Raw genomic sequence first — 26,885 nt, 5'->3', positions numbered from 1 at the left:
TAAATAGATAATTATTTTAGGGTTATATGGATGGGAGTATTAATAGAAAAGCCAAGTTGTTCTCCTCCACCATTATCGGCGTTTGAGGCTAAAGATAGGCCGAATGCAGCAGAGATGGAGCGTCGCAGAAAAGAGTTTTCTATTCGGGTGATAACAGGATTAGGAACTGATATTGATCGTTATGCGTCGCAATCTCCAACATTGGTCAAGCAAATTTCGAAGTTAAAAAGAAAAGACTGGAAAATTGTATGGGGGGCTGATGGAGGGGGGACTACAACACAATTTGAATATTATGATGTGCAAGATAATCGCATTATAATCGACTCACATTTTAAAACAAATCAGTCACAAGATATTGCTTATGTAACCTCATCGTTGGCACATGAGGTAGGGCATGCTTTTTTTCATAAAGTCCCAGATCTGTCCTCTATTGATGCTTGTATAAAAAGTTTAATGTTTGGTGGTGGAAGTGAAGCTGATGCCATTATAAATCAACTTACTGTCAGAAAAGAGATTTTAAATGCAGTATGTATTGATATTTTTGAAGAGTATAATGAATATGCTTGGATGAAAAAAGATTTTGTTGATATTTATAATCTGGGCGTCAATATGAAGGATATGAAAACGGCTAAAGATACAATTGCAAAACGATATTCTAAACAATATACTAGTAATACAAAACAAACATATGAGGATTATTATTGTGATTATTGTAAGAGAAATATTTGTAAGCAAGATACCTCCAAAAAAGACGTTTCAAAAAAAGATATTCCTTAGTTTGTTGTTTTTATTAGGAGGAGTTTTTATATCTCCTTCTTATGCACAGACGTTAACGCAATCGATGCCTCTATATAAAGAGGCTGTGCCTGAGGCAATATTAAAGCAATACCCTGTTCTGCCATATAATTTTATAGATTTAATTAAGGCGCTTCCTCAACCATTACCAACATCATTAGAAAGATTTAAAAAACTATTTAATAATCCATTGCATATAAAGGAAACGCATGATGGTTATATTCGATATGTTATCGGTCCATTTAGGACATTAGATGGCGTTATTATTCAGAAGGTTGGTATTAGTACTGGTATAAAGACAAAGGAAAAAGTAAAAGGCTTTGGAATGTATTTAGATCAGAAACAATGTGTAAGTACTAAGTTGCTAAAAAAAGAATTTGATTTTTTAATTCCTCGGTTATTATCCATTCATCCTGTTCCTAATGCACCAATTCTTTACTATACTACTGGCGAACGTGGAAGATTTGCGATGGGTACAACAATGGATTATTCTGATTGTGCTACGAGTGTAGGTTTAGAAGCATTTTCAGATAAAGAAGCGCAAAAAGAATGGGTTAAGTATGTTCGTAAACAAGCGCCATACTTGCGAGACAAAAGGTGACTCAAAAGAAATTAAAGATTGCGGTGATGAGTGTAAGGGCGAAGTTTATTAGTTTTATATTGTTATTAGGATGTAGTTTTGTATCTTCTTCTTATGCACAGACATTAACGCAATCGATACCTTTATATAAAGATGCTGTCCCTGAGGCAATATCAAAGCAATATCCTGTTCTGTCATATAAATTTATAGATTTAATTAAAGCTATTCCTAAACCTTTACCTGCATCATTAAAAAAGTTTCAGAAAATATTTAATAATCAATTTCTTACTATTGAGAAAGACGATACTTTTATTACGTATTCTGTTGGTCCATTTAAGACATTAGATGGTGTTGTTATTCAGAAAATTGAGATTAGTACGCATTTAAAAGCGTCAAAACAAATTGAGGGTGTTGGTATAGATTTAGATCCGAAACAATATGTAAGTACCAAGTTATTAAAAAAAGAGTTCGGTTTTTTAATTCCACAATTGTTATTTAGTCATCCAGAGCCAAATGCACCAATAGCTTTTAATACCCCAGATGAATGGGGAAAATTTGCAATGGGATCAACTATGGATTCACCAAATTGTGCTGCAGGGGTTGGTATTTTATCTTTTTCTGATAAACAGGAAAAAAAGGAATGGATTCAATATGTGCGTAAGCAAGCGCCGCATCTAAGGTAAAGAAATAGACCTCAGTGTCGTTTGATATTTTATATATCAACAAGATATATAGCAATTTGAATAGTGTTGATGATAATTTTTCTATTCTCAATGCATTGAGTCCTATAAAACTCAATAATTTATATAACGATCAAATTACAACATAAAAATATTTTATTAATTAAACGCCATTATTGCGTTTTAAATTTCCAGTATTATTAAAAGAGAAGCTATAAAAATGATTAAAAAGAGTAAGTCTGCTCAAGTGATTGCAAAAGCACCCAAAGATAAGGATTTTCCTGAGTTAAAGACATTAAGTCATAAAGAAATATATAATTTAATCGCTAAATTTATACGCAAAGCTATTCCTGTGAAAGGGGTTAAATTATCGATTATTCATGATTCTCAAAATCGTGCTTCATCCCCAAAATCTCCTTATATTGTTTTGCAAATTACTGATCAAAAACGGTTATCATCCAGTGAAACTCGGTATACAGATCAGTATAAAATTATGTGGTGCAGATCTCAAGTATCCGTGCATATTTCATTTGTAGGCAGTCAAACTATTCCAGCGTTACAAATGGCATATGCTTTTGATGTTCGGTTTAATGATGCGTGGGCAAGTGAGCAGTTCGAACAATATAGCGACATTCTTTTTCCTCTTTATAGTGATGATATAAACTCCGAAGGGCAGATTATTAATTCAGAAGATCAATATGATGATGCATGCTCCATTAATGCCTATTTTGAATATCATCCAGAACTTGGTGTCTGTGCGAATAGCGCCAAAGAAATTGTAATGGATATGGATGCTGCAGAATTATTATAAAAGTAAAGTTTATTAAAAGATTAGGAATTTATAAATATTATACAAGATATAAATTGGGTTATTGTTAACTAATATATTTCTACATTTTAATCTTATCATTTTTTAAAAGCCACTCATTAAGAGTGGCTTTTTTTATTTCAAATCACAAGGAAAAGAATATGGCTAAAGTTACAGGAGGAATTTATATTCCTCATTTAAAAAATGAAATTGTTACCCCAGCTTTGGATTATTTAGGATTGGGTGGCGCACGTGCAGTGAACCAAGTGACAGGAACCTTTTTAGCAGAAGGTTATGCTGGTGGGTTTACTTATTTAAAACAACTTGGAAAAGGTCCTGCAGTGGGTGCGATGCAAATGGAGCCTGTAACTTATAATGATATTTGGAAAAATTTTCTTACTGGCTCCAAACGTAGTCATATTGCAGCTTTGCTAAAAAATATTGCAGGGACTTTTAACACTGATAGTAATGGGATACCTAAACCCAATACGTTAACAGGAGATATTTTCTTTGCAGCTGCAATGTGTCGTATTTTTTATTTAAGAGTTCCAGCAGCACTCCCTCTTGCAACTGATGCAAGTGGAATGGCTCAATATCATAAAAAATATTATAATACATCATTAGGCAAAGCTGTTTGGCAGGATAATGTTGATCGTTTTCAACAAGCTATCGACGCTTAAGTATATATAATTTGTTGAAAATTATTTTATAAAGCCACTCCGTTTGGGGTGGCTTTTTTTTTGTTTTTATTGCTAGAATGTTCTGAAAGATAATTATCTAAGGATCACTTCAATGGGTTTAGCCAATACTTACTCTCGTCGTTTACGTGCAAGTCAGCCTGATGGTGTTGATGTGTATCAGTATGATGAGGTGCCAGATAAGATAAGAGTGCAGATTGTGGGTATTGTGATTGATCTTTTAGGAGATTGTTCATTTGGCAACCAGCACAGTCAATTGTTGTGGCAGAATTTATCACAATACGTTGCTAGAGATGGTGGTATTAAATCTTTACAACAACATGAGATAAATAGTTATAAGTTTCGTAAAAATTTAGAAAATTATATTGAAGAAAGTGCGGATTTATACGGAATATTAGATTTCTGTGATTTGCTTTTTATATATACTGAGAAAGTTAAAGATATATTGACATCATATTATTCTTATGAAAAGAAAATAAATCAAGCCATCGAGGAGCTAAACACATATTTCAAAGAATCTAGTTTTGGGTATGAATATAATAATAACCAAATGATTCGTATTGATAGCCAGCATATACATAAAGAAGTCATTAAACCTGTCTTACAATTACTCGGTGATGAGCGATTTAAGAAAGTTGATGAAGAATATCGTTTAGCACACGAGCATTATCGAAATAAGCATATTAAAGATTGTATTGTTGCTTGTAATCGTTCTTTTGAATCTATGTTAAAAACAATTTGCGATTTAGAGCGGTGGGAATACGCATCAGGTGCCAGAGCTAGCGATTTAATTACGTTAGTTAGGAAAAATGATTTGTTTTTAGATGGAATGGCAAATAATTTTAATAGTTTTGTGGTAATGCTTAAAAATGGTGTGCCAGCATTAAGAAACGATCACGGTGGGCACGGAGAGGGCAGTGTTGCAGCAGAGCAGCCATTATATATGGCACAATATATGCTTAATTTGACCGCTTCAAATTTGTTATTTCTACACGAAGCCTGGAACAAATATTCTTTGAATAAATAATATATTGTTTTTTAATTATATTTTATATTAGGGAGTTTTATGGTGCCGGATGAGAGATTTGAACTCCCGACCTTCGGTTTACAAAACCGCTGCACTACCACTGTGCTAATCCGGCATTTAACGTTGTGACGTTCGATGGATTGTCTTATGCAGTATTTCAAAAAACATTGCAAGAGAAAAAATCAAAAAAAGTAATTTTTTTAAGAATTTTATTAAAGAAAGTCATATAGTCACGACTTTTTGTTAGAATTTTCAAGAAAATTATTGCTTTGACCTTGATCATTTGCACAAATAAAATTAACTTAATGAGGAAGAGTTATAACGACTCTTTAAAAAGTATAATTTAATACGACGTTCTTGGGGCGAGGTGTAACTCCTCACCGGCGGTGATGAAATAGAAATATTTCTAAGCCCGTGAGCGCTTATGTTAGTAATAACATAAGGTCAAGCAGATTTCGGTGTAATTCCGAAGCCGACGGTCATAGTCCGGATGAGAAAGAACGTGCTAGGGTTGTACATAGAAATCTATGTAACAGGCTTGGCATATCTGCCCGCGTGCGTCCAGAGCAAAGGACTGGTCTACTAAAATGCAAGCACGCATTCATTCAACTTTGTTAGATAAAGTTGATTTTTCTGAAAAAATTGCGAAAGGGTTTCGTCGAGCGATTCACGAAGCCTTGCAATATGTTGGTCGCACTGCGCCCAATCCTCCCGTAGGTTGTGCTATTTTAGATGAGCAAGGGAATATTTTAACGGTTGCCGCGCATCATCAAGCAGGGGCTTTACATGCTGAGGCTTTGGCGTTGCAGCAATGTAAAGCACTTGGTGTGTGGGATAAAATCGCCGATGTAATCGTAACGTTGGAGCCATGTAACCATACAGGGCTTACGCCACCTTGTTCCGAGGCTTTATTAGAAACTCCTGCAAAAAGAATATGGATTGGAGTAAAAGATCCTAATCCTTATGTTCATGGTGCGGGTCGTGTAAGGTTGCAAGAGGGTGGAAAAGAAGTCTTTTTATTAGATGAGATGACTTCTCCAATGGCGCATTACTGGCATCAGCAATGTGTGGATTTATTGGCCCCATTTACGCAATTTATGCTGAAGCGTAAAGCATGGATTACTGTTAAACAGGCTCTTAATACAGTGGGCTCTATGGTGCCACCAAAGGGACAGAAGACGTTTACGTCTCAAAAGTCTTTGACATTAGCCCATCAGTTGCGTCGTGGTACAGAGGCCATTATTACAGGTGTTAATACGATAAAGATGGATTTCCCATCATTTACGGTTCGTCATGTGCCAGATCATTCTAATGTGAAACGTTTACTGGTGGTTTGTAGTCAAACACATGCAACATTAGAAGATGCTTTGCCTAAGCAATATATAGAGCAAGCAAAAGCAAATGGCTTTTCTTTAATTCTTTGTAATAATCTAGATGCTTTGCCAGAGCTTTTATATGCGCATAAAGTCATGTGGGCAATGGTAGAAGCTGGCCCTGCTTTATTACAAGAATTTCGTCAACGTCAATTATGGGATGAATGGTTAACTATTCGTCAGCAGGCTCAAGGTGAAGATGATGTGAATATCATCTCAAGACATGCAGCTTATCCAACACGTCAGCTATTATCTGATACTCATTTCCATTTTGTAAAGGAAGATTTATGTTCTCTGGTATCATAGAATCTTTAGGCACAATTCAAACCGTTAAGCATGAAAAAGATGCAATTGTGGTTGAAGTCGATACAGGTATTACGGATCTTTCCATGGGGGAAAGTATCGCCGTAAACGGTGTTTGCTTGACGGTTGTTCAATATAATCAACAAGGACAAGCATCTTTTTTTATTAGTTCTGAAACTTTGGCGAGAACCAATTTAGGAAAATTAGTAGAAGGGAAACGCGTTAATTTAGAGCGCGCAGTAACACCTTCAACACGTTTATCGGGGCATATTGTTCAAGGGCATGTTGATGCTCCTGGCAGATTTGTAAAAGCAGAAAAAAGTGGAGATGCACATCAAGTCTTTTTTGCGTTTCCAGCAAGCCTTAGAAAATATGTTGTTGAAAAGGGCTCTATTGCGATTGATGGAACCAGTTTAACCTTAAATGGTATTGGGGAAATAGGTGGTAGTGATGCTGCTTCTGATGAGTTTGTTATTCATATTATGATTATTCCGCATACTTGGGAGCATACAACATTAGGTCATTTATCGCCTAATGATATGGTCAATGTAGAAGTGGATGTTATTGCAAAGTACGTGGAGAATTTATGTTTAATCCAGAAATGATCAAGACGTTAAGTCCTGAATTAAAGCTTGCTATTGAAACGTTACGTGAAGGCAAGATGGTATTGATGGTTGATGACGAAGGTCGCGAAAATGAAGGAGACCTCGTCGCAGCTGGAGAGTTTGTGACTCCTGAAATCGTTAACTTTATGATTACGCATGCGCGTGGTATTTTATGTATGCCGATGTGTGGGGATAAAGCACAGCAATTAAATCTTTATCAAATGGCACAACATAATACGTCACCTCATGAAACAGCATTTACTATTTCTATCGAAGCAAAAGAGGGAATTACAACGGGCGTTTCTGCGGATGATCGTGCGAAAACCTTTGCTGCGGTTGTTATGGATGATGTAAAGCCCAGTGATATTATTTGTCCAGGCCATGTATTTCCTTTGGTTGCTAATCCAAATGGTGTTTTGGCTAGAGATGGTCATACTGAGGGCTCAATTGATTTGGTAAAAATGGCTGGATTAAAGCCTATCTCTGCAATTTGTGAAGTCTTAAATGAAGATGGCACAATGGCAAGAATGCCAGTGTTGAAAAAATTTGCAGCAGAGCATGAAATTCCATTAGTGACAGTTTCTTCTATTATTGAATGGCGCAAGCAATATGATTGTGTGCCTGTTGACCCATTAACTTCGTTGGTTAGAGCAGGTGAGGTTGCCAATCTTCCTAATTATTATGGTGGTGAAGATTTTACAGTCCAATCTTTTGTTGATCTCAAAGGAAATGAGCATTTAGCTGTGATGAAAGGTGACTTCTCAGGAAATGATAAAAAAACACCTTTGGTTCGGTTGCATTCAGAGTGTTTGACTGGTGATGTGTTAGGTTCCTTACGCTGTGATTGTGGGCCTCAGTTACATAAAGCTTTGAAAATGATCGGTGAATCTGAAAAAGGTGTTTTGATTTATTTGCGCGGTCATGAAGGGCGTGGAATTGGGTTGTTCAATAAAATCTCTGCTTATGCTTTGCAAGATCAAGGGTTGGACACGGTGGATGCTAATCATCGTTTAGGATTTGCTGCGGATATGCGTGATTGGACGGTTGCAGGGGCTATATTAGAAAAATTAGGGATTAAGCAGCTTGATTTATTGACCAATAATATGGACAAAGTCGAGATGATTGAAAAGCAGGGTTTTTCTGTTGTTCATCGTGTTTCTATTGAAATCGAAGCCAATCCTCATAATGTGTCTTATTTAAAAACAAAAAGAGATCGCATGGGGCATGCTTTAGTTTCTGAAAAAATTGATCAAAAATCCTAGTCGTTATCTTGAAAGTTTAAAAAATGATTAAACAAGCTCCTAAATCTTTGACTGACTTTACGTTTAAGAAAACCCCTCGTATTGCGATTGTTGTAAGCCGCTTTAACGAAAAAGTTACCGATGGTTTAGCCAAAGGTGCACAAGAATGGTTGGCAGAACATCAAATTCCGTTTAATGTAAATGAAGATTTACTTTATGCGCCAGGTGCTTTTGAATTGCCGTTGATTGCGCAAACTTTAGCGAAAAGTGGTAAATATGATGGTGTTGTTTGTTTAGGCTGTGTGATTAAAGGGGATACTGCCCACTTTGAATATATCAGCTTAGGCGCAACCATTGGAATTATGCAAGCCTCTTTAGCTACAGAAACACCTATCAGCTTTGGTATCTTGACGACTTATACTGCTGAGCAAGCTGAAATACGTTCTGAAGAAAATAAAGAAAACAAAGGTCGTGAAGCTGTCGCGGCTTGTATTGAAAGCTTAGCTTTAATTCACAAAATATAATTTTTTGTTAGATATAATTTTTTAAAAGAGGTCAGTCTCAATATGAGGTTGACCTCTTTTTTGTTTGTGATATTGAATTAAATAGTTTTAGAAGTTTACCGTTGATCTTAATCCAAGAACAGCTTCGTTTTGTATACGTTTATAAGAACCTGTTTGTAGGTTTAAGCCACCACCAGGGTTGAAGATATATTGAAAGTCAGGGGTTAGTTGCAACCAAGGCGTGATTTCAAATTGAGCAACTAATTCAATATGATGTTCTGTGTTTCTAACGCGCCAAGTAGGATCTGCATAATAACGGTAATCTTTATCATATTGTCGAGCACGATTACTAAAGCTACCAAATCCCCATCCAAATCCTACCGAGTTATTGGCATTATTAAAGATTCCATTATACACAATACCAGCATTTCCATCTAAGCTAATGGAGCTTTTATTTCCAGGTGCGGTTTGTATATTGGCGAACATACCGATGGATTTATTTGAATCTTTAGAAGGTCTCCAAATCATCTGATCAGCCATGAAATATAGTGACCAGTTATTATTATGCATTCTCATGGTTTGAGGATTGTTTGGATTGCCAAGAGGTTGACCTTGTCCATTATACGCCTGGTCTGGGAAGCGAGCACTATCAAAATATCCACCCACTTTATAATTTCCAGGTAATTTGTCATTGCCATCAGAAGCTGGGTTCAAGTGATATTGAAGCTCATTAATAATAAAAGCACCTGTTTTAAAGTTTAAATATACTCCGGATGTATGTTTTGGTGGCCCACCACAGCTAAATGCACCTGATGGGTTACAAAAATCAACATTGGTAGGGTTATCATCTGTGACAGCGAATAGATTGGTCCAATGTGAATTGGGTTCAAATTTAATACGTATTCCCGGTGATGCAACGGGATAAACAACGCCACCATTATAAGTGTTGACGGAGTTCATCATTGACCAGCCAAAGTTTGAATTTAGGAATAGTGTAGAATATTCACTCACATTAAATTCAGATCCTAGACCAAGTTTACCAAGACGAATATTTAATTTATCGTCAAAAAAACCTTGTTGATACCAGACTTCCCATAGGCGTGTAGAGCGGCTGGCATTATCATTATCAACTGTATTAATATCCCCTAAATTATTAGAGGTAATACTGGTTCCTCTGAGCTGTAGCGCATTAATATTAAAAAGACCATTTTTAATCCCGAGAACTTTTTCAGGATCCCAGTTTAACGTTAATGTAGTCGAGCCAAAATAAGTGGTTCCTTGTTTATAACCACCTGAAGGATTACCCCACATATCATTAACATCGACAGCGGTAAACGTGCCCCCATATTGAGCAAGCCATGGTCGTAATCCGAACATAGATCCTAATAACATATTGTTACTGGTTGGGCTTTGTCCTGTGTTGGGATCAAGTTTTTTTGCTGGTGGTCCATCTCTTTTAAAGTAGTTACCACCGACAGAAATCGCACCAGGTTTCTTGTCATTATCAGTGACAGATATATCCTGTGCATAAGAAATATTTCCGAATTCGGCTGAGACTAAGAAACTAAAGCAAAATAGCGTTAATATTTTTTTAAAAGAATAATGATTTGTTAAATTAGAGCGACAGCAAAGCGGCGTGTTCGTCATGTATAAACCCTTATAATTCAAAAATTATTGATGCTAAGTTGCTAGTTTTTTATTTGGTGAAGGTGCAACTTAAGCAATGACAGTTAACAGATGGGATGGATTGATCGTATTAAAAGGTTAACGTTTTATTTGATGATAAAATTTTGTGTTGTGTGATTTATTTAGCAAGCTTTTCTCTCTTTGATTAAAGGAAAGATGCGCTCCTATTGTAATTAGAAATAATATTTCTATTTCTGTAATGTTTCCTATTTCACGTACCTTTATTATTCTTTCAGATATTCGTCCCGATTTACAATCAGGAATATATATGTATGCCCATGAAGGATTTGGCGCTTTAACAGCCTTTATTGTTGCTTGGGGATATTGGTTAATGACTATATTCAGCAATGTTGCTTTTGCAGTGATGATTATGGATACATTAAATTATTTTATGCCAGGTGACTTTCAAGGGGGGAATAATCTGATTTCGGTTATTGGGGCTTCTATTTTAATCTGGGGTTTTAATTTCCTTGTTTTAGCAGGCACAAAAGTTGCAGGGGCGATCAATCTGATCGGTACAATTACGAAAATGGTTCCGTTGGTTATTTTTGTTTTTGTTTTATCGTGTGCGTTAAATTATACGGAATTTACCAGTGATTTTTGGGGAACCAACCCCAGTGTGTCTAATACTCATCTTGGGTCTGTTTTTTCTCAAATTATATCGCCGCTTGATATTTCGCTTTGGTGTTTTATTGGGGTTGAAGGTGCGGTGGCATTATCTGGAAGAGCTAAAAATAAAAAAGATGTTGGTAGAGCTACGTTTATTGGCTTTATGATTTCTTTAGTGTTTTGTATCTTGGTTTCTATTCTACCTTTTGGAGTGGTTTCTCAAAAGACTTTAAGTCTTATTCCAACGCCGTCTACAGCGGGTATTTTAAAAATTGTTGTCGGTGAGTGGGGGGAGCAACTGATTATTGTTGGTGTTCTGATCTCTGTGTTATCGAGCTGGTTGGCATGGACAATGATTTGTGCAGAAATACCAATGGTAGCGGCAAAAAATGGTACTTTTCCTGAAAAATTTGCTACAAAAAATAACAAAGGGGCTGCTTCTGTGTCCTTATGGATTAGTAGTGCTTTGATGCAAATTGTTGTCTTTTTTGTTTATTTTTCAAATCATGCATGGCTAACGATGCTTGCGATTTCGGCGATTACTGTATTGCCTGCGTATCTTATGTCTACAGCTTATTTATGTAAGCTTTGTATAACAAACGAATATAAAAAATATACGACAAATAATCGCATATGGGCACTGATTACCAGTTTAATTGGTATATGTTTTTGTTTGTTCATGGTTTATGCCAGCGAAGTTCAATATTTAGCAATGGTGCCAGTCTTATTAACGATTGGATTGCCACTATTTTTCTGGGCTCGTTATGAGCAACAAGACGGTAAAAACATCTTAACTTCTATGGAAAAATATTTGTTTGGGGCTTTGATCTTGGTTGATATTTTTAGTTTCGTTTTGTTTTTTCAAGGAATCATCAGTTTTTAATGAACTATGTCTAGTATTCGTTCCTTGAGTACCTATATCTAACCCATAAGTTTATAGCGTAACGTTATAATATCGTATTAAAATATTAACCTATAAAATAGAGAGATGATTATGAAGTTTAATCACAACGTCCTATTTATTTCGTCTGCAAGTTTACAAGAAAATTCTCCAGCAAAACATGCTGTTACTCAAATTAAAGACGAGATTGCTAAGCGTAATTTTGAAACGCATGTGGTTCATAATATTCAAGATGGTATTAAATTAATCAATGAGAGCCCTAAATATAGTGGCGTTGGCTTCTTTTGGGATGATCTCAGTTCTGGAATGGTTGAAGACTATGAAAAATTTATTCAGATCTTTAGAGCGCGTAATCCTTCAGCACCATTATTTTTAGTTTCTGAAAAAAATATTACTGATCATATTCCTTTGAATATTATCAAAGAAGTTAATGAGTATATTTATTTATTTTCTGAAACACCTGAATTTACAGCAAACCGTATTTATACTCTTGTGCATCGATATGCTGCAAACCTTCTTCCTCCATATTTTAAAACATTAAAAAACTTTACAGAGGACGGAGATTATTATTGGGATTGCCCAGGTCACATGGGTGGGATGGCTTATTTAAAACATCCTGTAGGCATTGATTTTATCAATTTCTTTGGTGAAAATATGATGCGTGCCGATATTGGTGTTGCCACTGCTGAAATGGGAGATTATTTGATCCATGCAGGCCCACCTAAAAAATCTGAAGAAATTGCAGCGAAACTTTTTGGTGCAGATTGGACATTTTATGGTGTTTCTGGTTCATCAGGGTCAAATCGTATTGTTGCTCAAGCAGCAGTAGCAACCGATGAAATCGCCGTTGTTGATCGTAACTGTCATAAATCTTTAAATCATGGCTTAACACTTTCTAATGCTCGTCCAGTTTATCTAAAACCTACACGAAATGCTTATGGTTTGATTGGTCCAATTCCAACCAAACGTTTGAAAAAAGATAGTATTGATGGCTTGATTAAAAATAGCGCATTAGCTGCAGGTGCTGTGGATCAAAATCCAGCTTATGCTGTTGTGACCAACTGTACTTATGATGGTTTTTGTTATAATGTAAATGATGTTGTTAAACATCTTGGTGCTAGTGCTCCGCGTATTCATTTTGATGAAGCTTGGTACGCATATGCACGTTTCCATCCATTATATAAAAACCGCTATGCAATGGATGTTCAAGATACACCAGACCGTCCAACAATTTTTGCTGTGCAGTCTACACATAAAATGTTACCAGCACTTTCCATGGCATCAATGATCCATGTTAAACCAAGTGAACGTGCTCCTTTGAATTATGATGATTTTAATGATGCTTTTATGATGCATGGCACGACATCTCCATTTTATCCGATTATTGCGTCTATTGATGTTGCAGTGAGCATGATGCAAGGTGACTCTGGCCCATCTTTGGTGCAAGAATCAATTGAAGAGGCTATTGCATTTCGTAAAGCTGTCGTCTCTGTAAAACGACAATTAAAAGAGGAAGAAGATGAAACTTCTTGGTTCTTTGATGTTTTGCAACCGACTGAAGTGAAAGATCCAGAAACAGGAAAACGCTTTAGTTTTGAGGATGCTCCTGTATCGTTATTAAGCCAAGATCAACAATGTTGGCAGTTAAAACCGGAAGATAAATGGCATGGATTTGCTGCAGAGGACTTAGCAGATACCGATAGTATGCTTGATCCTGTTAAAGTGACGATTACTTGCCCAGGCATTAACACCGATGGTCAATATGAAGAGCAAGGTATTCCTGGTTACTTAATTACTAAATTCCTTGATGATAGACGCATTGAAATCGCTCGTACTGGGGATTATACGGTTTTAATTTTATTCTCTGTTGGGATTACAAAAGGAAAATGGGGCACTTTGATTGAAAGTCTTCTAACCTTTAAAAAACTGTATGATACGGATGCTTTGGCTATTGATGCTATTCCATCTTTAAAAGGAAAATCTCCACGTTATGAAACATTAACGTTAAAACAACTTTGTCAGGAAATGCATGACAAAATGCGTGAACTGGAATTGATGAAACATATCAATGAAGCAGTGAATAGTGATCCCGAAGCCGTTATGACGCCAGCTGTAGCATATCAAAAAGTTGTTCGTTATAAAGCAGAACATATTCGTTTAGACGATTTTTCTGGTCGTATTGCAGCGAGTATGTTGGTGCCTTATCCTCCAGGAATTCCAGTATTAATGCCTGGTGAACGTTTACCAAAAGATGATAGCGGCATTATTGGTTATCTTCGTGCTTTACAAGAGTTTGATAAAATATTCCCAGGATTTGAACATGAAATTCAAGGGGTTAATGTGGATGATAATGGAGATTTCTGGGTCAGAGCCATTATTGAAGATGATCGTCTAGCTGTTGAACTCCCTAAAGAAGTTACCTTTAAAAAACGTCAAGTTTCTACATCAGGTAAAAAAGGTCGTCAGTAGTCTCGTTTAGCGTATGCGCTCCTGGTGTGAATTCTATTCATACCAGGGAACTCTTTCCCTTTCAGTTTAGGTATTTTTATTTATGACAACACAAACTTCAAATTCGACAAGTAATACCGCAAGTCCTCCGTCTGGTGGCGAACATAAACTTGGATTAATTGCATTAATTGCTATTGTTGTTGGCTCTATGTTAGGTGGTGGTGTATTTAGTCTACCACAAAATACAGCAGCAACTTCAGCAGTAGGGCCTGTGATTATTGCATGGATTATCGCTGGCATTGGTATTTATTTTATTGCAAACTCTTTTAGACTTTTATCTGATTTACGTCCAGATTTGCAAGCTGGGGTTTATATGTATGCCCAAGAAGGGTTCGGTTCTTTTATCGGTTTTAACGTCGCTTGGGGTTACTGGTTAATGACTGCTTTTGGTAACGTTGCTTTTGCCGTTATCTTGATGGATGCATTTAATCAATTTTTCCCTGGCGTTTTTACAGATGGAAATAACTTAAACTCTATTATTTGTGGTTCGGTGTTAATTTGGGGATATAATTTCCTTGTATTATCAGGAACAAAAGTTGCAGGGTTTGTAAATACAATCGGAACAATTGCTAAGTTAGTTCCATTGATCTTATTTGTAATCTTGCTTGGTTTCTTGATCAATTACTCTCAGGTTTTAAGTAATTTTTTGGGTAACTCTCCACAAATCATGCAAACCGTTAATGGGCAAGCAGAACCAGTTTCTTTAATGTCTCAAATCTTGGCACCAATGACTGTGACTTTATGGGCATTTATCGGGGTTGAAGGTGCGGTGGTGCTTTCTGGCCGTGCTAAAAACAAAAAAGATGTTGGTAAAGCAACATTGATTGGCTTTATCTTAGCCTTAGTCATTTATATGTTGATGTCAGTTTTACCTTTCGGAGCCTTAACACAGTCTAAACTTGCATTGGTTAGTAATCCTTCTACCGCTAAAGTGTTAGCTCACGTGGTTGGCCCTTGGGGTGAGTGGTTGATGGATATTGGTCTCATTATCTCTGTGCTTGCAGGATGGTTGGCATGGACAATGCTTTGTGCTGAAATCCCAATGGTTGCAGGACAAAAAGGCGCTTTCCCAAAAGTATTTGCACGCACGAATAAAAAACAAGCTGCAAGCGTTTCCCTTTGGGTTAGTAGTTTTATCATGCAAGCGGCAATGTTGTTAGTATATTTCTCTAATAATGCATGGACAACAATGTATAACATCAGTGCATTAATGGTTGTTCCTGCGTATATTACGACGACTTTATATATTGCTAAGATTTGTCTTAATCGTCAGTATGATCAATATGCGAAACGTGGACGTCATCTTGCATTAATCAGTGGTATCTTAGGTGCTTTATTCTGTGTATTCATTCTTTATGCCAGCCAAATGCAATATGTTGCCCTTGTTCCTATCTTACTAACATGTGGATTACCTGTATTTATTTGGTCACGTAAAGAAAAAGGAAATAATCAACGTCTTTTTGAACCTAAAGAATATATTTATATCTCTATATTATTGTTATTAGATGTGATTGTTGCAGCTCTATTTTTGACAGGTGTTGTTTCATTGTAATGTTCTAGATAATACAATAAACAGTTTATAACGATAAAGTTATAAGGCTACTTTGAAATATATTTTGACTACCCTTTGATAGAAAGCTAGTATCAAGGTTTTTTTTTTATTGCATATCCGTTAAGTTGTAAAATTACTCAAGATCTGTTTTGATAATTCAAATCTTTTTCTTACTTTATGGAAAAACTAGCTTAGCTAAAGGTTATGCATCATTGGGTATATAAGAACCAGATTAAATAGAAAGCATTATTTTTATCATGAAAATTAATCATCATTTTGTATAAAATCATTTTTAATTTAGTATTTTATTTCTGATGTCTGCATATAAAGGTTGTTTTATTTCTTATTTATTTCTATTTATGTAGGCGTAAATATTTTGAATGTCAGATTATATATTCTGTTAGGATGGTTGTGTCTGTTTCTTGGTTGCAATCAATATCAAGGGTAAAGGGGTTTTAGACCATATGATATCCGCACTTATTGGGCGTATAGTGAACTTTTGTTCTCGCCATGCATGGTTGACTGTTATATTTTATATAGCCTTAGCAATTACCTCGTCTTTGATAACATATAACAATTTAGAGATTACGACAGACACGACTAAAATGTTTTCCGCCGGTATGGATTGGAAAAAACGTTCTGATCAGATGAGTAAAGATTTTCCTCAGCGTGAAAATTTATTGGTTGCGTTGATTGAATCAAAAACTCCAGAGGAAGGCGAGATCAGTGCTCAAACATTGGTTAGTCGGTTAAAAAATGATAAAGAGCATTTTTATTTTGTAGAATCTTTGCAAAATGATCCATTTTTAGTGAAAAGCGGATTGTTATTTTTACCTCCTCCTTTATTGGACACTACTTTAAATAATATTATTCAAGCTCAACCGTTTCTAAGTAGCCTATCCGATGATCCGTCTGCCAGAGGGTTATTCGATACATTGGGTATGGTTGTCTTAGGGGTTAAAGAAAAACAAATTGATTTGGCGAAATATAATGATGCGTTAAATGGATTTGCCAATGTATTAACCGCTGATGCAGCAGGAAATATTCAACCATTTTCTTGGGAAAGAAGTCTATCGGGGAAGTTGTCTGAACTGGGTGGAAAATATCAATTAGTCATTGCTAAACCGAAGTTGGATTTAAACTCTATTAGACCTTCTGGGGTGGCTTCTGAAATATTACGTAATTCAATTAATGATTTACCTTATGTTAAAAATGGTGCTGTTAAAGTATTTATAACGGGAGATGCTCAGATTAATGATGAAGAGTTCTCGACTGTTTTACATGGGATGGTCGTAGGATTATTTGTTTCTTTTGTTTTGGTTGCAGGATGGCTATTTATGGCTGTTCGGACATGGCGATTGATCCTGCCAATTTTAATGTTGCTTTTTATTGGATTGGTTTTAACCACTGGCTTTGCATCGATAGCGGTGGGTACACTTAATTTAATATCAATTTCTTTTGCGATTTTATTTGTCAGTATTGCTGTTGATTTTGGAATACAGTTTTGCGTTCGTTTCCGAGGGCAAGAATTAATTGGGACAAATAAAAAAGAAGATTTACTTCATGCTCTGTCCGCAACAGGGTTTGAAACAGGACATCAAATTTTTACCGCCGCAGTTGCAGCAGCAGCAGGGTTCCTAGCATTTACGCCAACTGATTTTATTGGTGTAAAGCAATTGGGCTTAATTGCTGGTATTGGTATGTTTATTGCTTTTGTCTGTACGGTCACATTTTTACCTGCATTATTGGCTCTTTTACGTCCAAATATTGTGCAAAAAGCAGCTGGTTTTCCTTGGTTAAAACCTGTTGATAAAAAAATACGTCAATATCGTTTTCTCATTATTTCTATTTATGCGATTTTGGGAGCTATTGGTATTTTCTTATTAGCAGATCAAAAAGTTGTTTTTGATGCTGATCCGTTTCATACGAAAGATCCTCATTCTGAAGGAATGATGGCATTGAAAATGATGATGGGTGATCCCAATACGTCACCTTATACTGCTGATATTGTTGTAAATACTCCTCAAGAAGCTAAAGAGATCGCGGATAAATTACAAAAACTTCCTGCGGTAAAAAGTGTTGTTTGGTTAAATTCTTTTGTTCCTGAAGATCAGCAGCAAAAAATATTAATGTTGCATGATGCAGCATCTATTTTGTTGCCAACATTATCTTTAGATCATCCTAAGCCCAAACCAACAGCACAAGAGCTGCGTCAATCTATTGAAAAGATGTTGCAAGGTCTTGATTCCATTCAAGATGCGGTACCACAAGATAGTCCTTTAAGACGTATGCAAGCTGCTTTGCAAATAATTGTAAAAATGCCAGATGATAAATTAATGGCAATTAATGATAATTTAGTGCAATTTTTACCATATCAATTACAGCGCTTACAAACGATTTTAACACCTAAATTGACGACAGCAAAAGATATCCCTGCAGAGCTTGCCGAGCAATATCGTACAAAAGATGGGCGATTAAGGGTAGAAGTTTATCCCAAAGGTACAGATTTAACAACGAAGCAGATTAAAGATTTTGTAAAGCAAGTGCTTACGGTGGCTCCCAAAGCTGCGGGAACAGTGGTGGATATTGTAGAGAGTGCTCAAACTGTTGTGCATTCATTTATTATTGCAGCCTGTATGGCGATTGTGGCTTTGGCAATTATTTTGTTTATTGCGCTGCGCCGTGTATTAGATATGATTTTAGTGATGATCCCATTGCTTTTGTCTGGGTTAATTGCGGTTATTGTGATGGTTGCCGTGGGGATGTCATTGAATTTTGCTAATATTATTACGTTACCTCTTTTTTTAGGAGTAGGTGTGTCATTTAATATTTATTTCGTTATGAATTGGCGCGATCAATTAAAAGAACCTTTAGCATCACCAACCTCTAGAGCTGTTTTATTCTCTGCGTTAACAACAGGGACAGCTTTTGGTGCATTAGCTGCCTCAGCACATCCTGGAACAGCAAGTATGGGGGTTCTGTTATTGATTTCGTTGGGATGTACTCTTCTTGTGACATTGGGACTGGTTCCCGCTTTATTACCTAAACGTGACATTGACGAAAAATAACAAGCGGGGGAAAAGAAAAAGGCTTAGAAACAGTTTTTTATAAATTGTTGAAAAGCCAATCCGCGGTGGCTAATTTCATTTTTCTGGGTTTCGGTCATTTCAGCAAAGGTAAGTGAAGATCCTTTGGGTTGAAAGATAGGGTCATAACCATGACCGTTATGACCTCTGGCAGGCCAAATAAAGTCACCGTGAATTTTCCCTTCGAATTCGCAACTATACCCATCTGGAAAAGCTAAACATAAGACAGAGATGAAATAACAAGAGCGATTTTCAAATTTTTCCAGTTTTTCATACATGGTGCGCATTGCCATAGGATAATCTTTGTTAGGGCCAGCCCAACGTGCAGAGTATATTCCAGGATCTCCATTTAATGCATTAATACAAAATCCAGAATCATCGGCAAGGCTAGGTAACCCAGATTTTAAAGTCGCAGCCATCGCTTTGATCTTTGCGTTTTCACTAAAGGTAGAGCCTGTTTCTTCGGGTTCTGGTAAGTTTAAATCTCCAGCTGAATAAGTTTGAATTTGAAAGGGTGCTAATAGGCTCCGTATTTCTTGAGCTTTCCCAGCATTATGGGTGGCCACAACCAGTTTAGAACCATGCTCTATTTTGCGATAGATTGTCATAAAATACTCTTTTTTATTGTATAAAATAAACCCAATTGAATTATTTTTAATATATTAGCGTGGAATATAGAGTGAAATAAATCATTTTCTTTTGTATTGTTACCGCTGCGATTATAAATTGGCTTTTATTATTTTTTGAGAATTATACATGGAACTCTTACTAGATCCTTCGGCTTGGGCAGGATTAATTACATTAATTGTTTTAGAAATTGTCCTAGGGATCGATAATCTCGTTTTTGTTGCGATTATTGCTGATAAACTACCATTTCATCAACGAGATAAAGCCAGAGTGGTTGGTTTGGTTCTCGCGATGGTTACCCGTTTAGGGTTGCTGTCTATTATTTCATGGATTGTGACATTAACGAAGCCTTTGGTTCAGTATGGTGGTTTTACACTCTCTGTTCGCGATGTTATTTTGATTGTGGGTGGTGTTTTCCTGTTATTTAAAGCCACGATGGAGCTGCATGAACGATTGGAAGGGCATGAGCATCAAGAAAATCAAGGAAAGGGCGATGCAAAATTTTGGATCGTGATAGCCCAAATTATTGTATTAGATGCTGTGTTTTCTTTGGATTCAGTGATTACAGCCGTTGGGATGGTTGATGAGCTTGCCATTATGGCTTCAGCAGTCATTATTTCGATGATGATTATGATTTATGCGTCTAAATCGTTAACAAAATTTGTGATTGCTCATCCAACAGTTGTTGTGTTGTGTCTCAGCTTTTTGATGATGATTGGTGTTAGCTTGGTTGCTGATGGATTAGGGTTCCATATTCCCAAAGGGTATGTTTATGCGGCGATTAGCTTTTCCTTGCTTATTGAGTTTTTTAATCAAGTTGCGCGACGGAATTTTCTTAAAAATCAATCAAAAAGACCTTTTAGAGATCGTACGGCTGAGAAAATATTAAGTTTAATTGGTTCTAATCATTCAGAGAAAAGTAAAGGAGCTACAGAGCAGGCTTCTCAAGAGAGTTTTGCTGAAGAGGAGCGCTATATGATTAATGGCGTTTTAACGCTGGCTTCTCGTTCTTTGCGTAGTATTATGACACCGCGTATAGAAGTATCTTGGATTGATTGTGAGGATTCTTTAGAAGAAATCAAGACGCATATTATGGAAACGCCTCATAATATTTTTCCAATTTGCCGAGGGGAATTGGATAGGATTATTGGGGTGGTTAGAGCCAAAGATTTGCTGATGGTGGTTAATGATAAAGGCGATATTGCTGACTTCGCATCAAAATATCCTCCAATTATTGTGCCAGATATGATTGATGTCATTAACTTACTGCCAATTTTAAAGAAAGCTAAGGGGCGTTTGGTTGTTATTGTGAATGAATTTGATACGGTTCAAGGGATTGCAACGCCAGTCGATGTTTTGGAGGCTATTGCTGGTGAGTTTCCTGATGAAGATGAAACGTCAAAGATTTCAAAAGATGGGGATGGCTGGTTGGTTAAAGGGGCAACAGATATTCACTCTGTAATGATGACTTTGAATTGTGATGCGTTTTTTGATCATGATGAAGAGTATGTATCTTTAGCGGGTTTTCTTTTTGCGCATTATAAACGGATTTTAAAGGTTGGCGAAGTGATTGAAATTAATCAATTAAGATTTGAAGTTTTAGAAGTAAAAGATTATCGTATTGACTTAGTTCGTATCACGAAGTTGGAAGATCCTCATCAGGAATAGTCTATCTTTTAAGAAAAGTATTATAAGATAAAGTAGTATCTTTAAGTGATCGTAAAGGGAAGTAACATGGCTCAAGAAATTAATGCTGCAAGTGCTGGCACTTATAAGATAGGCGGAGAAATTGAAATCAATCGCATGGGATTTGGTGCTATGCGTATTGTTGGTAAAGGTGTTTGGGGAGAACCAGAAGATCGTAACGAAGCAATTGCTACCTTAAAGCGTGCTGTGGAATTGGGTATTAATTTTATTGATACAGCGGACAGTTATGGCCCCTATATTAGTGAAGATTTAATTCGTGAGTCTTTATATCCATATTCTTCACAATTATTGATTGGCACAAAAGCAGGACATACGCGTCATGGGCCTGATATTTGGCGGCCTATTGGTAATCCTGATTATTTGCGCCAATGTGTGTTAATGAGCCTACGTCGTTTAAAGTTAGGTCAGATTCGTTTTTGGCAGTTGCATCGTGTCGCAGAGGATACGCCAGCAGAAGTGCAATTTGAAGTGATTGCTAAAATGCAGCAAGAAGGTCTAATTCGTCATGTTGGATTATCTGCGGTGGGGGTGAATATGATTAAAAGAGCCCAAGAATTTTTTAAAGTCGTTTCAGTACAAAATAAATATAATTTGATTAATCGTGAATCCGAGCATGTTGTCAGTTATTGTGATGCGAATAATATTGCCTTTATTCCCTATGCTCCATTAGATCAAGGTGTCTTCGAGGAAGGGCCCGTTTTAAAAGAAGTTATGGCGAACAAAAAAGCAACAGCAAGGCAAATTGCATTGGCGTGGTTATTAAAGCGATCTGGACATATTATTCCTATTCCAGGGACTGGAAAAGTAAAGCATTTAGAAGAAAATACAGCTGCGGTGAATATTCATTTATCTGATGATGAATGGGAACAATTAGACAAAGAAGGTGCAGAAATGTGGGAATGTCGTAAAAACGCTGTAAAGTTATATTTGACAGAAGAGTAATTTTTCTTAGATCATTTTATTTGACTTATTTCAATTTTCTATGAAGATCTGTATATAAGGCAATTAATTAGATTGTTTATATCGTCATTTTTGAGAATAGAGCCTAACACATATGTCTCCTGAAAATCCTGATACGCGTAATTCTAAACGCAAACGTCCAGCTGCTGCTTTGCCCCGTCCTCGTTACAGGTTCTGGTGCTTATTCCTCGGAACTGTTGCTGGATTGTTTTTATTTGTCCTTGTAGGGGGGGGGCTTGCTGCTTGGATTAAGTATCAAGGGGCAATCAAAGGATTACCTACTGTTGTGGGGCTTCGGGATTATTCCCCTCCAGTGATGAGCCGAATTTATTCTGATGATGATCAGGTTGTTGCTGAGTTGGCTGCAGAGCGTCGATTATTTGTACCCTCAGCGGCTATTCCTCAAAAAGTTAAAGATGCTTTTATAGCGACTGAAGATAAAAATTTTTATACACATGGCGGGATTGATCCATTAGCGATTGCTCGTGCTGTGATACAAGATGTGTTTCGTGTGAATGGAAAACGCTTAGTAGGTGCTTCTACGATTACTCAGCAAGTTGCACGTAATATGCTGTTAAACAATGATCGTAAGTTAGAACGTAAAATTAAAGAAGCTATTCTGGCAATGCGAATAGAGCAATCTCTTAGCAAAGATCAGATTTTAGAAATTTATTTAAATGAGATCTATTTGGGAGCAGGGGCTTATGGGGTTGCTGCTGCTGCACAAATTTATTTTCATAAAAATTTAGATCAATTAACAACTGCAGAAGCCGCTTATCTTGGCGGTTTACCAAAGTCTCCTTATAACTATGATTTATTCCGTAAACCAGATGCCGCAAAGCAGCGTCGTGATTTTGTTTTGGCACGTATGGCGGAAACGGGTGCAATTACTCAAGAAGAAAAAGTTAAAGCGCAAAATGAACCGTTATTGCCTAAAAATACCAGTGGTCGACGTGGGCCATTAGTTGGCACAGAATGGTTTGGTGAAGCAGTTCGTCGTGATTTGATTGATCGTTATGGTCTTGAAAAAACAATGCAAGGTGGATTAGAAGTTCATACTAGTCTTGATTTGAAAGACCAAGCATTAGCAACAAAGTTAATGCGTCAAGCCTTGGTGAAATATGATCGTAATCATGGTTGGCGTGGTGCTGTTGCTCATCTTGGGGATGATGCCGTTAATCAATGGAAAGAAGATCTGGCAAAACGACAAGCACCTGCTGGTATGTTGCCGAACTGGCGTTTGGCAATGGTTTTAAATGCTAGAACGGGTGAGGTCGGTTGGATTGAAGGTGGTAAAAATGGAACACCACATCAAGGAACGATTTTATCTAAAAGTCTAGCTTGGTCAAAGCGTCACCCATTAAAAGACGGTGACATTGTGATGATTGAACCTCAGGCTGAGGGAAGTCAGGTTGAATTATGCCAGATTCCTCAAGTTGAAGGGGCTCTGGTCTCTATGGATGTCAGAACTGGACGTGTGTTAGCGATGTTCGGTGGGTGGTCTTTTGCAGAATCTCAATTTAACCGCGCAACACAAGCCCAACGTCAGCCAGGTTCTTCATTTAAACCGATTGCTTATTTAGCAGCAATGGAAAAAGGAATTTTACCTTCTCAGATCTTTATGGATTCTCCATTTTCTGTAGGGGATTGGCATCCAAATAACTATGAAAAGAACTTTTGGGGGCCAACAGCCTTGCATAATGGGTTGCGTTATTCTCGTAACCTTGTGACTATTCGTTTGGCTGCACAGGTTGGAATGGATGCGATTTCAAGCTTGGCAATCGCATTAGGTGAAGTTGATTCAATGCCTAAAGTGTTGCCTGCGGTGTTAGGGGCCGTTGAAACAACAGTTATCCGTCATGCCGGGGCTTATGCGAGTATTGCAGCGGAAGGGATGGTTGTTCATCCAACAACAGTGGATTATATTCAGGATCGTAATGGTAAGGTCATTTGGCGTTCAGACGCATTTACAGCGAATAATGTGACGGATCCAAATCAATTGCCTACATTTACAGATAATCGTAAACGTGCAGCTTCTGAACAAAGTTCTTATCAGATTATTACCATGATGGAAGATGTGATGCGTCGAGGTACTGGCTTCTCTGCTAGTAAAGGGATTGATACGCCGATAGCTGGGAAAACAGGAACAACACAAAATTTCAATGATGCTTGGTTTGCGGGGTTCTCTCCAGATGTTGTGACTGTTGTTTGGTTTGGGTTTGATACGCCAAAGACTTTGGGTAAAGGTATGGCTGGGGGTGTATTGGCTGGGCCAGTGTGGAATGCTTATATGAAAGATGTGTTGCCAACCTATCCAAAAAGAGATTTTGTAAGACCATCAGGAATCTTTATGGCGAGTTATAGCACGAGCAAAGGGATGGTTATGGATGCGTTTAAAGATGGTCAAACCCCTGGGGCTAGTATTAATCTAAGCTCAGGTGCTGCGACAGGTGCGTTAAGTGCAGCGGATACTGGGGCTGAGAATGTGCCAGATTCAGAGGATAATATGGGATCAGGTTATTCTGGTGATTATGTTAATGATGGTGGTACAATTAAGCCTAAAACAGCGCCAGCAGCGGCACCTTCAGGTGAAGATATTGGAATGGGTGGCTTGTATTAATCGGGCTTGTATTCGTTAAAAAAAGTTGATAGTAATACTAAGAACTATTTGCATTTGGAAGTAGAGGATTTTATGTCCACAGAGAGTGAAGCAATTCATCAAGTGATCGAGCAGTCGTTAGAGCTGCTGAGGAGGCATCTTTGACTGGGATGTCGCATTGGATCGGCTTGCTGAGCTAAATCATCAAATCGAAGATCCTAATTTATGGGATGACGCGGAAAATGCGCAAAAGATTATGCAAGAAAGAACCTATCTTGCCAATCAAGTGGATTTTGTCCGTCGTTTAGAGCAGGAGTGTAACGATAATTTAGAGATGATCGAATTGGCAGAACTCGAAGGGGATCAAGCCATTATTGATGATGCTTTAAGTAATCTGAAGGCTTTGGAAAAAGAAGTTAAGCGTTTAGAGATTGAAAGCTTACTTTCTGGTGAAGCTGATCGAAATGATTGTTATTTAGAGGTCAACTCTGGCGCTGGTGGAACAGAAGCTCAAGATTGGGCACAAATGTTGTTGCGTATGTATACACGTTGGGCTGAGCAGCGTGGATATAAAGTATCGTTTATGGAAAGCACAGAAGGTGATACGGCTGGAATTAAATCTGCGACTTTACAGATTAGCGGTATTAATGCCTATGGTTGGTTAAAAACTGAGGCTGGGGTGCATCGTTTAGTTCGTATCTCACCGTTTGATTCTGCTAAACGTCGTCATACTTCTTTTGCGTCTGTGTGGGTTTATCCTGTGATTGATGATTCAATTCAAATTGATATTAATGAATCTGATTTAAAGGTTGATACTTACCGTGCTTCGGGTGCTGGTGGACAGCATATTAATAAAACTGAATCTGCTATTCGTATTACCCACGTTCCAACTGGAATTGTGGTTGCTTGTCAAAATGATCGCTCTCAACATCGTAACCGTGCCACAGCGATGGAAATGTTAAAAGCACGCTTATATGAAGCAGAGTTGAAAAAACGTGAAGAGGCAGCTGCACAGACAGAAGCTGGAAAAACAGATATTGGATGGGGACATCAAATACGTTCTTATGTTTTGGCCCCGTATCAGTTGGTTAAAGACTTACGTACAGAAGTAGAAAGAACAAATCCTCAGGCTGTATTGGATGGGGATTTAGATGAGTTTATGGCGGCTTCTTTGGCACTGCGTGTTGGTGCAACACGTTCAGAGGCCAGTGCGCAAGCGTCATAAAGAATAATAAGGGTGTGTGTTGATGGTTATGATTATGAAAAGAATAGGAAGAATTGATTAATGGTCAATTTGAATGAACGTCATCCTGTTGAACATATTGTTGGGTTCATTGGGGTAGTTATATTCCATATTTTAGTGATCTGGCTATTAGTGGTGTTCTTATCCATTCCTAAAAAAGATCAACCAGAGCAACCTCCTGTTCAGGTTCAGATTATTGATGTGGCATCTTCGGCTTCTGCTGCGACGGCACAACCACCAGCACCAGAAATGATTGTACCACCGCCACCTGAAATCGAACCGCCACCCATTAATACGGAGGCTCCTCCACAACCTAAACCGCCACCAGTAGTCAAAAAAACTGTTAAAAAAGTTCATCCTGCTGAATCGGCACCTGCACCAGCAGCATCAAGTGCACCAGCAGCAACGCAAGGGCAAGGTCAGTCTAATGCAAGTGAAGGTAAACCAGATCGTAGTGCAGGAAGTCGCCCATTAAATGGGGCTCAGATTGAATATCCACCCGATATGGAAGCTGAAGGCAAAGAGGGGAAAGTTATTTTATCTTGTGATGTTGAGACCACTGGTTCAACGAGTAATTGTCATGTGATTAGCTCTTCTGGGGGATCTTCTTTTACAAGAGCTGCGTTAAAGTTTTCAGGAAATGCGCGTTATCGTCCAGCGACTAAAAATGGCGTTCCTGTCAAAGAGTTTGGTCATCATTATACGATTACATTTAAGCTTTCTGATTAATTGGGATATTAGAGGTCGTTTTTCTTGGCAGAATTATATCATCTTTTAAAAATGTTTTTTTCTGC

21 protein-coding genes, 1 tRNA gene and 1 riboswitch are annotated in these 26,885 nt (G+C 37.4%); of the genes, 19 read left to right on the top strand and 3 right to left on the bottom strand.

Annotation, left to right across the window (positions count from 1 at the left end; all coding sequences use genetic code 11):
• Positions 1-30 precede the first annotated feature (30 nt).
• From CIN_RS06840 to CIN_RS06815, 6 genes are all read left to right on the top strand, one after another.
• Positions 31-777 (top strand): neutral zinc metallopeptidase, encoded by a 747-nt coding sequence (locus CIN_RS06840; protein WP_008854341.1) that lies wholly within the window; start codon positions 31-33, stop codon positions 775-777.
• Positions 704-1,396: a hypothetical protein gene (locus CIN_RS06835; RefSeq protein WP_245527825.1), complete on the top strand. Its 693-nt coding sequence runs from the start codon at positions 704-706 to the stop codon at positions 1,394-1,396. Before CIN_RS06840 ends, CIN_RS06835 begins: the two co-directional genes overlap by 74 nt.
• Positions 1,393-2,058: a hypothetical protein gene (locus CIN_RS06830; protein WP_245527824.1), complete on the top strand. Its 666-nt coding sequence runs from the start codon at positions 1,393-1,395 to the stop codon at positions 2,056-2,058. The genes CIN_RS06835 and CIN_RS06830 overlap by 4 nt, the downstream gene beginning before the upstream one ends.
• 217 nt (positions 2,059-2,275) lie before the next feature.
• Positions 2,276-2,866 (top strand): phage neck terminator protein, encoded by a 591-nt coding sequence (locus CIN_RS06825; protein WP_008854338.1) that lies wholly within the window; start codon positions 2,276-2,278, stop codon positions 2,864-2,866.
• Between the two features lie 158 nt (positions 2,867-3,024).
• Positions 3,025-3,543, top strand: coding sequence for a hypothetical protein (locus CIN_RS06820; protein WP_008854337.1), 519 nt, complete (start codon positions 3,025-3,027; stop codon positions 3,541-3,543).
• A gap of 112 nt (positions 3,544-3,655) precedes the next feature.
• Entirely contained in the window at positions 3,656-4,588 is a 933-nt protein-coding gene (locus CIN_RS06815) for an STM4504/CBY_0614 family protein (protein WP_008854336.1), read from the top strand.
• Positions 4,589-4,628: 40 nt separating this feature from the next.
• On the opposite strand, the gene CIN_RS06810 is transcribed toward CIN_RS06815, so the two are convergent.
• Positions 4,629-4,703: transfer RNA gene (locus CIN_RS06810), tRNA-Thr, on the bottom strand.
• A gap of 234 nt (positions 4,704-4,937) precedes the next feature.
• Positions 4,938-5,094: riboswitch (FMN riboswitch) on the top strand.
• A gap of 81 nt (positions 5,095-5,175) precedes the next feature.
• Here CIN_RS06810 and ribD point away from each other — a divergent pair.
• The 4 genes from ribD to ribH are packed head-to-tail and all read left to right on the top strand — an operon-like array spanning position 5,176 to position 8,634.
• The gene (gene ribD / locus CIN_RS06805) at positions 5,176-6,267 is read left to right on the top strand and encodes a bifunctional diaminohydroxyphosphoribosylaminopyrimidine deaminase/5-amino-6-(5-phosphoribosylamino)uracil reductase RibD (RefSeq protein ID WP_008854335.1); all 1,092 of its coding nucleotides are present in this window, start codon (positions 5,176-5,178) and stop codon (positions 6,265-6,267) included.
• A complete protein-coding gene (locus tag CIN_RS06800; RefSeq protein WP_008854334.1) occupies positions 6,249-6,869 on the top strand; it encodes a riboflavin synthase in 621 nt (206 codons plus the stop codon). The genes ribD and CIN_RS06800 overlap by 19 nt, the downstream gene beginning before the upstream one ends.
• Entirely contained in the window at positions 6,851-8,131 is a 1,281-nt protein-coding gene (locus tag CIN_RS06795) for a bifunctional 3,4-dihydroxy-2-butanone-4-phosphate synthase/GTP cyclohydrolase II (RefSeq protein WP_008854333.1), read from the top strand. Before CIN_RS06800 ends, CIN_RS06795 begins: the two co-directional genes overlap by 19 nt.
• A gap of 23 nt (positions 8,132-8,154) precedes the next feature.
• The gene (gene ribH, locus CIN_RS06790; protein ID WP_008854332.1) at positions 8,155-8,634 is read left to right on the top strand and encodes a 6,7-dimethyl-8-ribityllumazine synthase; all 480 of its coding nucleotides are present in this window, start codon (positions 8,155-8,157) and stop codon (positions 8,632-8,634) included.
• Positions 8,635-8,721: 87 nt separating this feature from the next.
• On the opposite strand, the gene CIN_RS06785 is transcribed toward ribH, so the two are convergent.
• A complete protein-coding gene (locus CIN_RS06785) occupies positions 8,722-10,260 on the bottom strand; it encodes a carbohydrate porin (RefSeq protein ID WP_008854331.1) in 1,539 nt (512 codons plus the stop codon).
• A 205-nt stretch (positions 10,261-10,465) separates the two neighbouring features.
• Here CIN_RS06785 and CIN_RS06780 point away from each other — a divergent pair, with 205 nt between their 5' ends.
• The 4 genes from CIN_RS06780 (at position 10,466) to CIN_RS06765 (ending at position 18,937) form a co-directional block, all read left to right on the top strand.
• Positions 10,466-11,791, top strand: coding sequence for an amino acid permease (locus tag CIN_RS06780; RefSeq protein WP_342619809.1), 1,326 nt, complete (start codon positions 10,466-10,468; stop codon positions 11,789-11,791).
• A 111-nt stretch (positions 11,792-11,902) separates the two neighbouring features.
• Complete coding sequence (locus CIN_RS06775) at positions 11,903-14,278, top strand: Orn/Lys/Arg family decarboxylase (protein WP_040364059.1); 2,376 nt, start codon at positions 11,903-11,905, stop codon at positions 14,276-14,278.
• 82 nt (positions 14,279-14,360) lie between these two features.
• A complete protein-coding gene (locus CIN_RS06770; protein WP_008854328.1) occupies positions 14,361-15,869 on the top strand; it encodes a basic amino acid/polyamine antiporter in 1,509 nt (502 codons plus the stop codon).
• 464 nt (positions 15,870-16,333) lie between these two features.
• Complete coding sequence (locus CIN_RS06765) at positions 16,334-18,937, top strand: MMPL family transporter (RefSeq protein WP_040364058.1); 2,604 nt, start codon at positions 16,334-16,336, stop codon at positions 18,935-18,937.
• Between the two features lie 23 nt (positions 18,938-18,960).
• Here the strand turns inward: CIN_RS06765 and rdgB are convergent, their stop codons facing one another.
• On the bottom strand, positions 18,961-19,563 hold the full coding sequence (gene rdgB / locus CIN_RS06760) for an RdgB/HAM1 family non-canonical purine NTP pyrophosphatase (RefSeq protein WP_008854326.1): 603 nt from the start codon (positions 19,561-19,563) through the stop codon (positions 18,961-18,963).
• 148 nt (positions 19,564-19,711) lie between these two features.
• Between rdgB and CIN_RS06755 the strand changes: the two genes are divergently transcribed.
• The 5 genes from CIN_RS06755 (at position 19,712) to CIN_RS06735 (ending at position 26,820) form a co-directional block, all read left to right on the top strand.
• A complete protein-coding gene (locus CIN_RS06755) occupies positions 19,712-21,250 on the top strand; it encodes a TerC family protein (protein ID WP_008854325.1) in 1,539 nt (512 codons plus the stop codon).
• A gap of 66 nt (positions 21,251-21,316) precedes the next feature.
• Positions 21,317-22,231 carry an aldo/keto reductase gene (locus CIN_RS06750; RefSeq protein WP_008854324.1) on the top strand — a complete coding sequence of 305 codons (915 nt, stop codon included), beginning with the start codon at positions 21,317-21,319 and terminating at the stop codon, positions 22,229-22,231.
• 112 nt (positions 22,232-22,343) lie between these two features.
• Positions 22,344-24,869, top strand: coding sequence for a penicillin-binding protein 1A (locus CIN_RS06745; RefSeq protein ID WP_008854323.1), 2,526 nt, complete (start codon positions 22,344-22,346; stop codon positions 24,867-24,869).
• 72 nt (positions 24,870-24,941) lie between these two features.
• A protein-coding gene (gene prfB, locus CIN_RS06740) for a peptide chain release factor 2 (protein ID WP_139016968.1) occupies positions 24,942-26,073 on the top strand; the annotation gives its coding sequence in 2 pieces (ribosomal slippage) (positions 24,942-25,010 and positions 25,012-26,073; 1,131 coding nt in all).
• 60 nt (positions 26,074-26,133) lie between these two features.
• The gene (locus tag CIN_RS06735; protein WP_008854321.1) at positions 26,134-26,820 is read left to right on the top strand and encodes an energy transducer TonB; all 687 of its coding nucleotides are present in this window, start codon (positions 26,134-26,136) and stop codon (positions 26,818-26,820) included.
• Positions 26,821-26,885: the final 65 nt, after the last annotated feature.

It is taken from the genome of Commensalibacter intestini A911 (genome assembly GCF_000231445.1).
Lineage (GTDB): Bacteria > Pseudomonadota > Alphaproteobacteria > Acetobacterales > Acetobacteraceae > Commensalibacter > Commensalibacter intestini.
The sequence above is the reverse complement of the archived record's forward strand: the minus strand, read 5'-3'. Positions and strand labels throughout refer to the sequence as shown.

Coding starts and splice junctions, on each gene's coding strand:
- CIN_RS06800 (WP_008854334.1), top strand. CDS start 6,249: ATGTTCTCTGGTATCATAGAATCTTTAGGCACAATTCAAACCGTTAAG.
- CIN_RS06795 (WP_008854333.1), top strand. CDS start 6,851: ATGTTTAATCCAGAAATGATCAAGACGTTAAGTCCTGAATTAAAGCTT.
- CIN_RS06775 (WP_040364059.1), top strand. CDS start 11,903: ATGAAGTTTAATCACAACGTCCTATTTATTTCGTCTGCAAGTTTACAA.
- rdgB (WP_008854326.1), bottom strand. CDS start 19,563: ATGACAATCTATCGCAAAATAGAGCATGGTTCTAAACTGGTTGTGGCC.
- CIN_RS06770 (WP_008854328.1), top strand. CDS start 14,361: ATGACAACACAAACTTCAAATTCGACAAGTAATACCGCAAGTCCTCCG.
- CIN_RS06750 (WP_008854324.1), top strand. CDS start 21,317: ATGGCTCAAGAAATTAATGCTGCAAGTGCTGGCACTTATAAGATAGGC.
- CIN_RS06825 (WP_008854338.1), top strand. CDS start 2,276: ATGATTAAAAAGAGTAAGTCTGCTCAAGTGATTGCAAAAGCACCCAAA.
- CIN_RS06815 (WP_008854336.1), top strand. CDS start 3,656: ATGGGTTTAGCCAATACTTACTCTCGTCGTTTACGTGCAAGTCAGCCT.
- ribH (WP_008854332.1), top strand. CDS start 8,155: ATGATTAAACAAGCTCCTAAATCTTTGACTGACTTTACGTTTAAGAAA.
- CIN_RS06820 (WP_008854337.1), top strand. CDS start 3,025: ATGGCTAAAGTTACAGGAGGAATTTATATTCCTCATTTAAAAAATGAA.
- ribD (WP_008854335.1), top strand. CDS start 5,176: ATGCAAGCACGCATTCATTCAACTTTGTTAGATAAAGTTGATTTTTCT.
- CIN_RS06765 (WP_040364058.1), top strand. CDS start 16,334: ATGATATCCGCACTTATTGGGCGTATAGTGAACTTTTGTTCTCGCCAT.
- CIN_RS06745 (WP_008854323.1), top strand. CDS start 22,344: ATGTCTCCTGAAAATCCTGATACGCGTAATTCTAAACGCAAACGTCCA.
- CIN_RS06840 (WP_008854341.1), top strand. CDS start 31: ATGGGAGTATTAATAGAAAAGCCAAGTTGTTCTCCTCCACCATTATCG.
- CIN_RS06785 (WP_008854331.1), bottom strand. CDS start 10,260: ATGACGAACACGCCGCTTTGCTGTCGCTCTAATTTAACAAATCATTAT.
- CIN_RS06735 (WP_008854321.1), top strand. CDS start 26,134: ATGGTCAATTTGAATGAACGTCATCCTGTTGAACATATTGTTGGGTTC.
- CIN_RS06755 (WP_008854325.1), top strand. CDS start 19,712: ATGGAACTCTTACTAGATCCTTCGGCTTGGGCAGGATTAATTACATTA.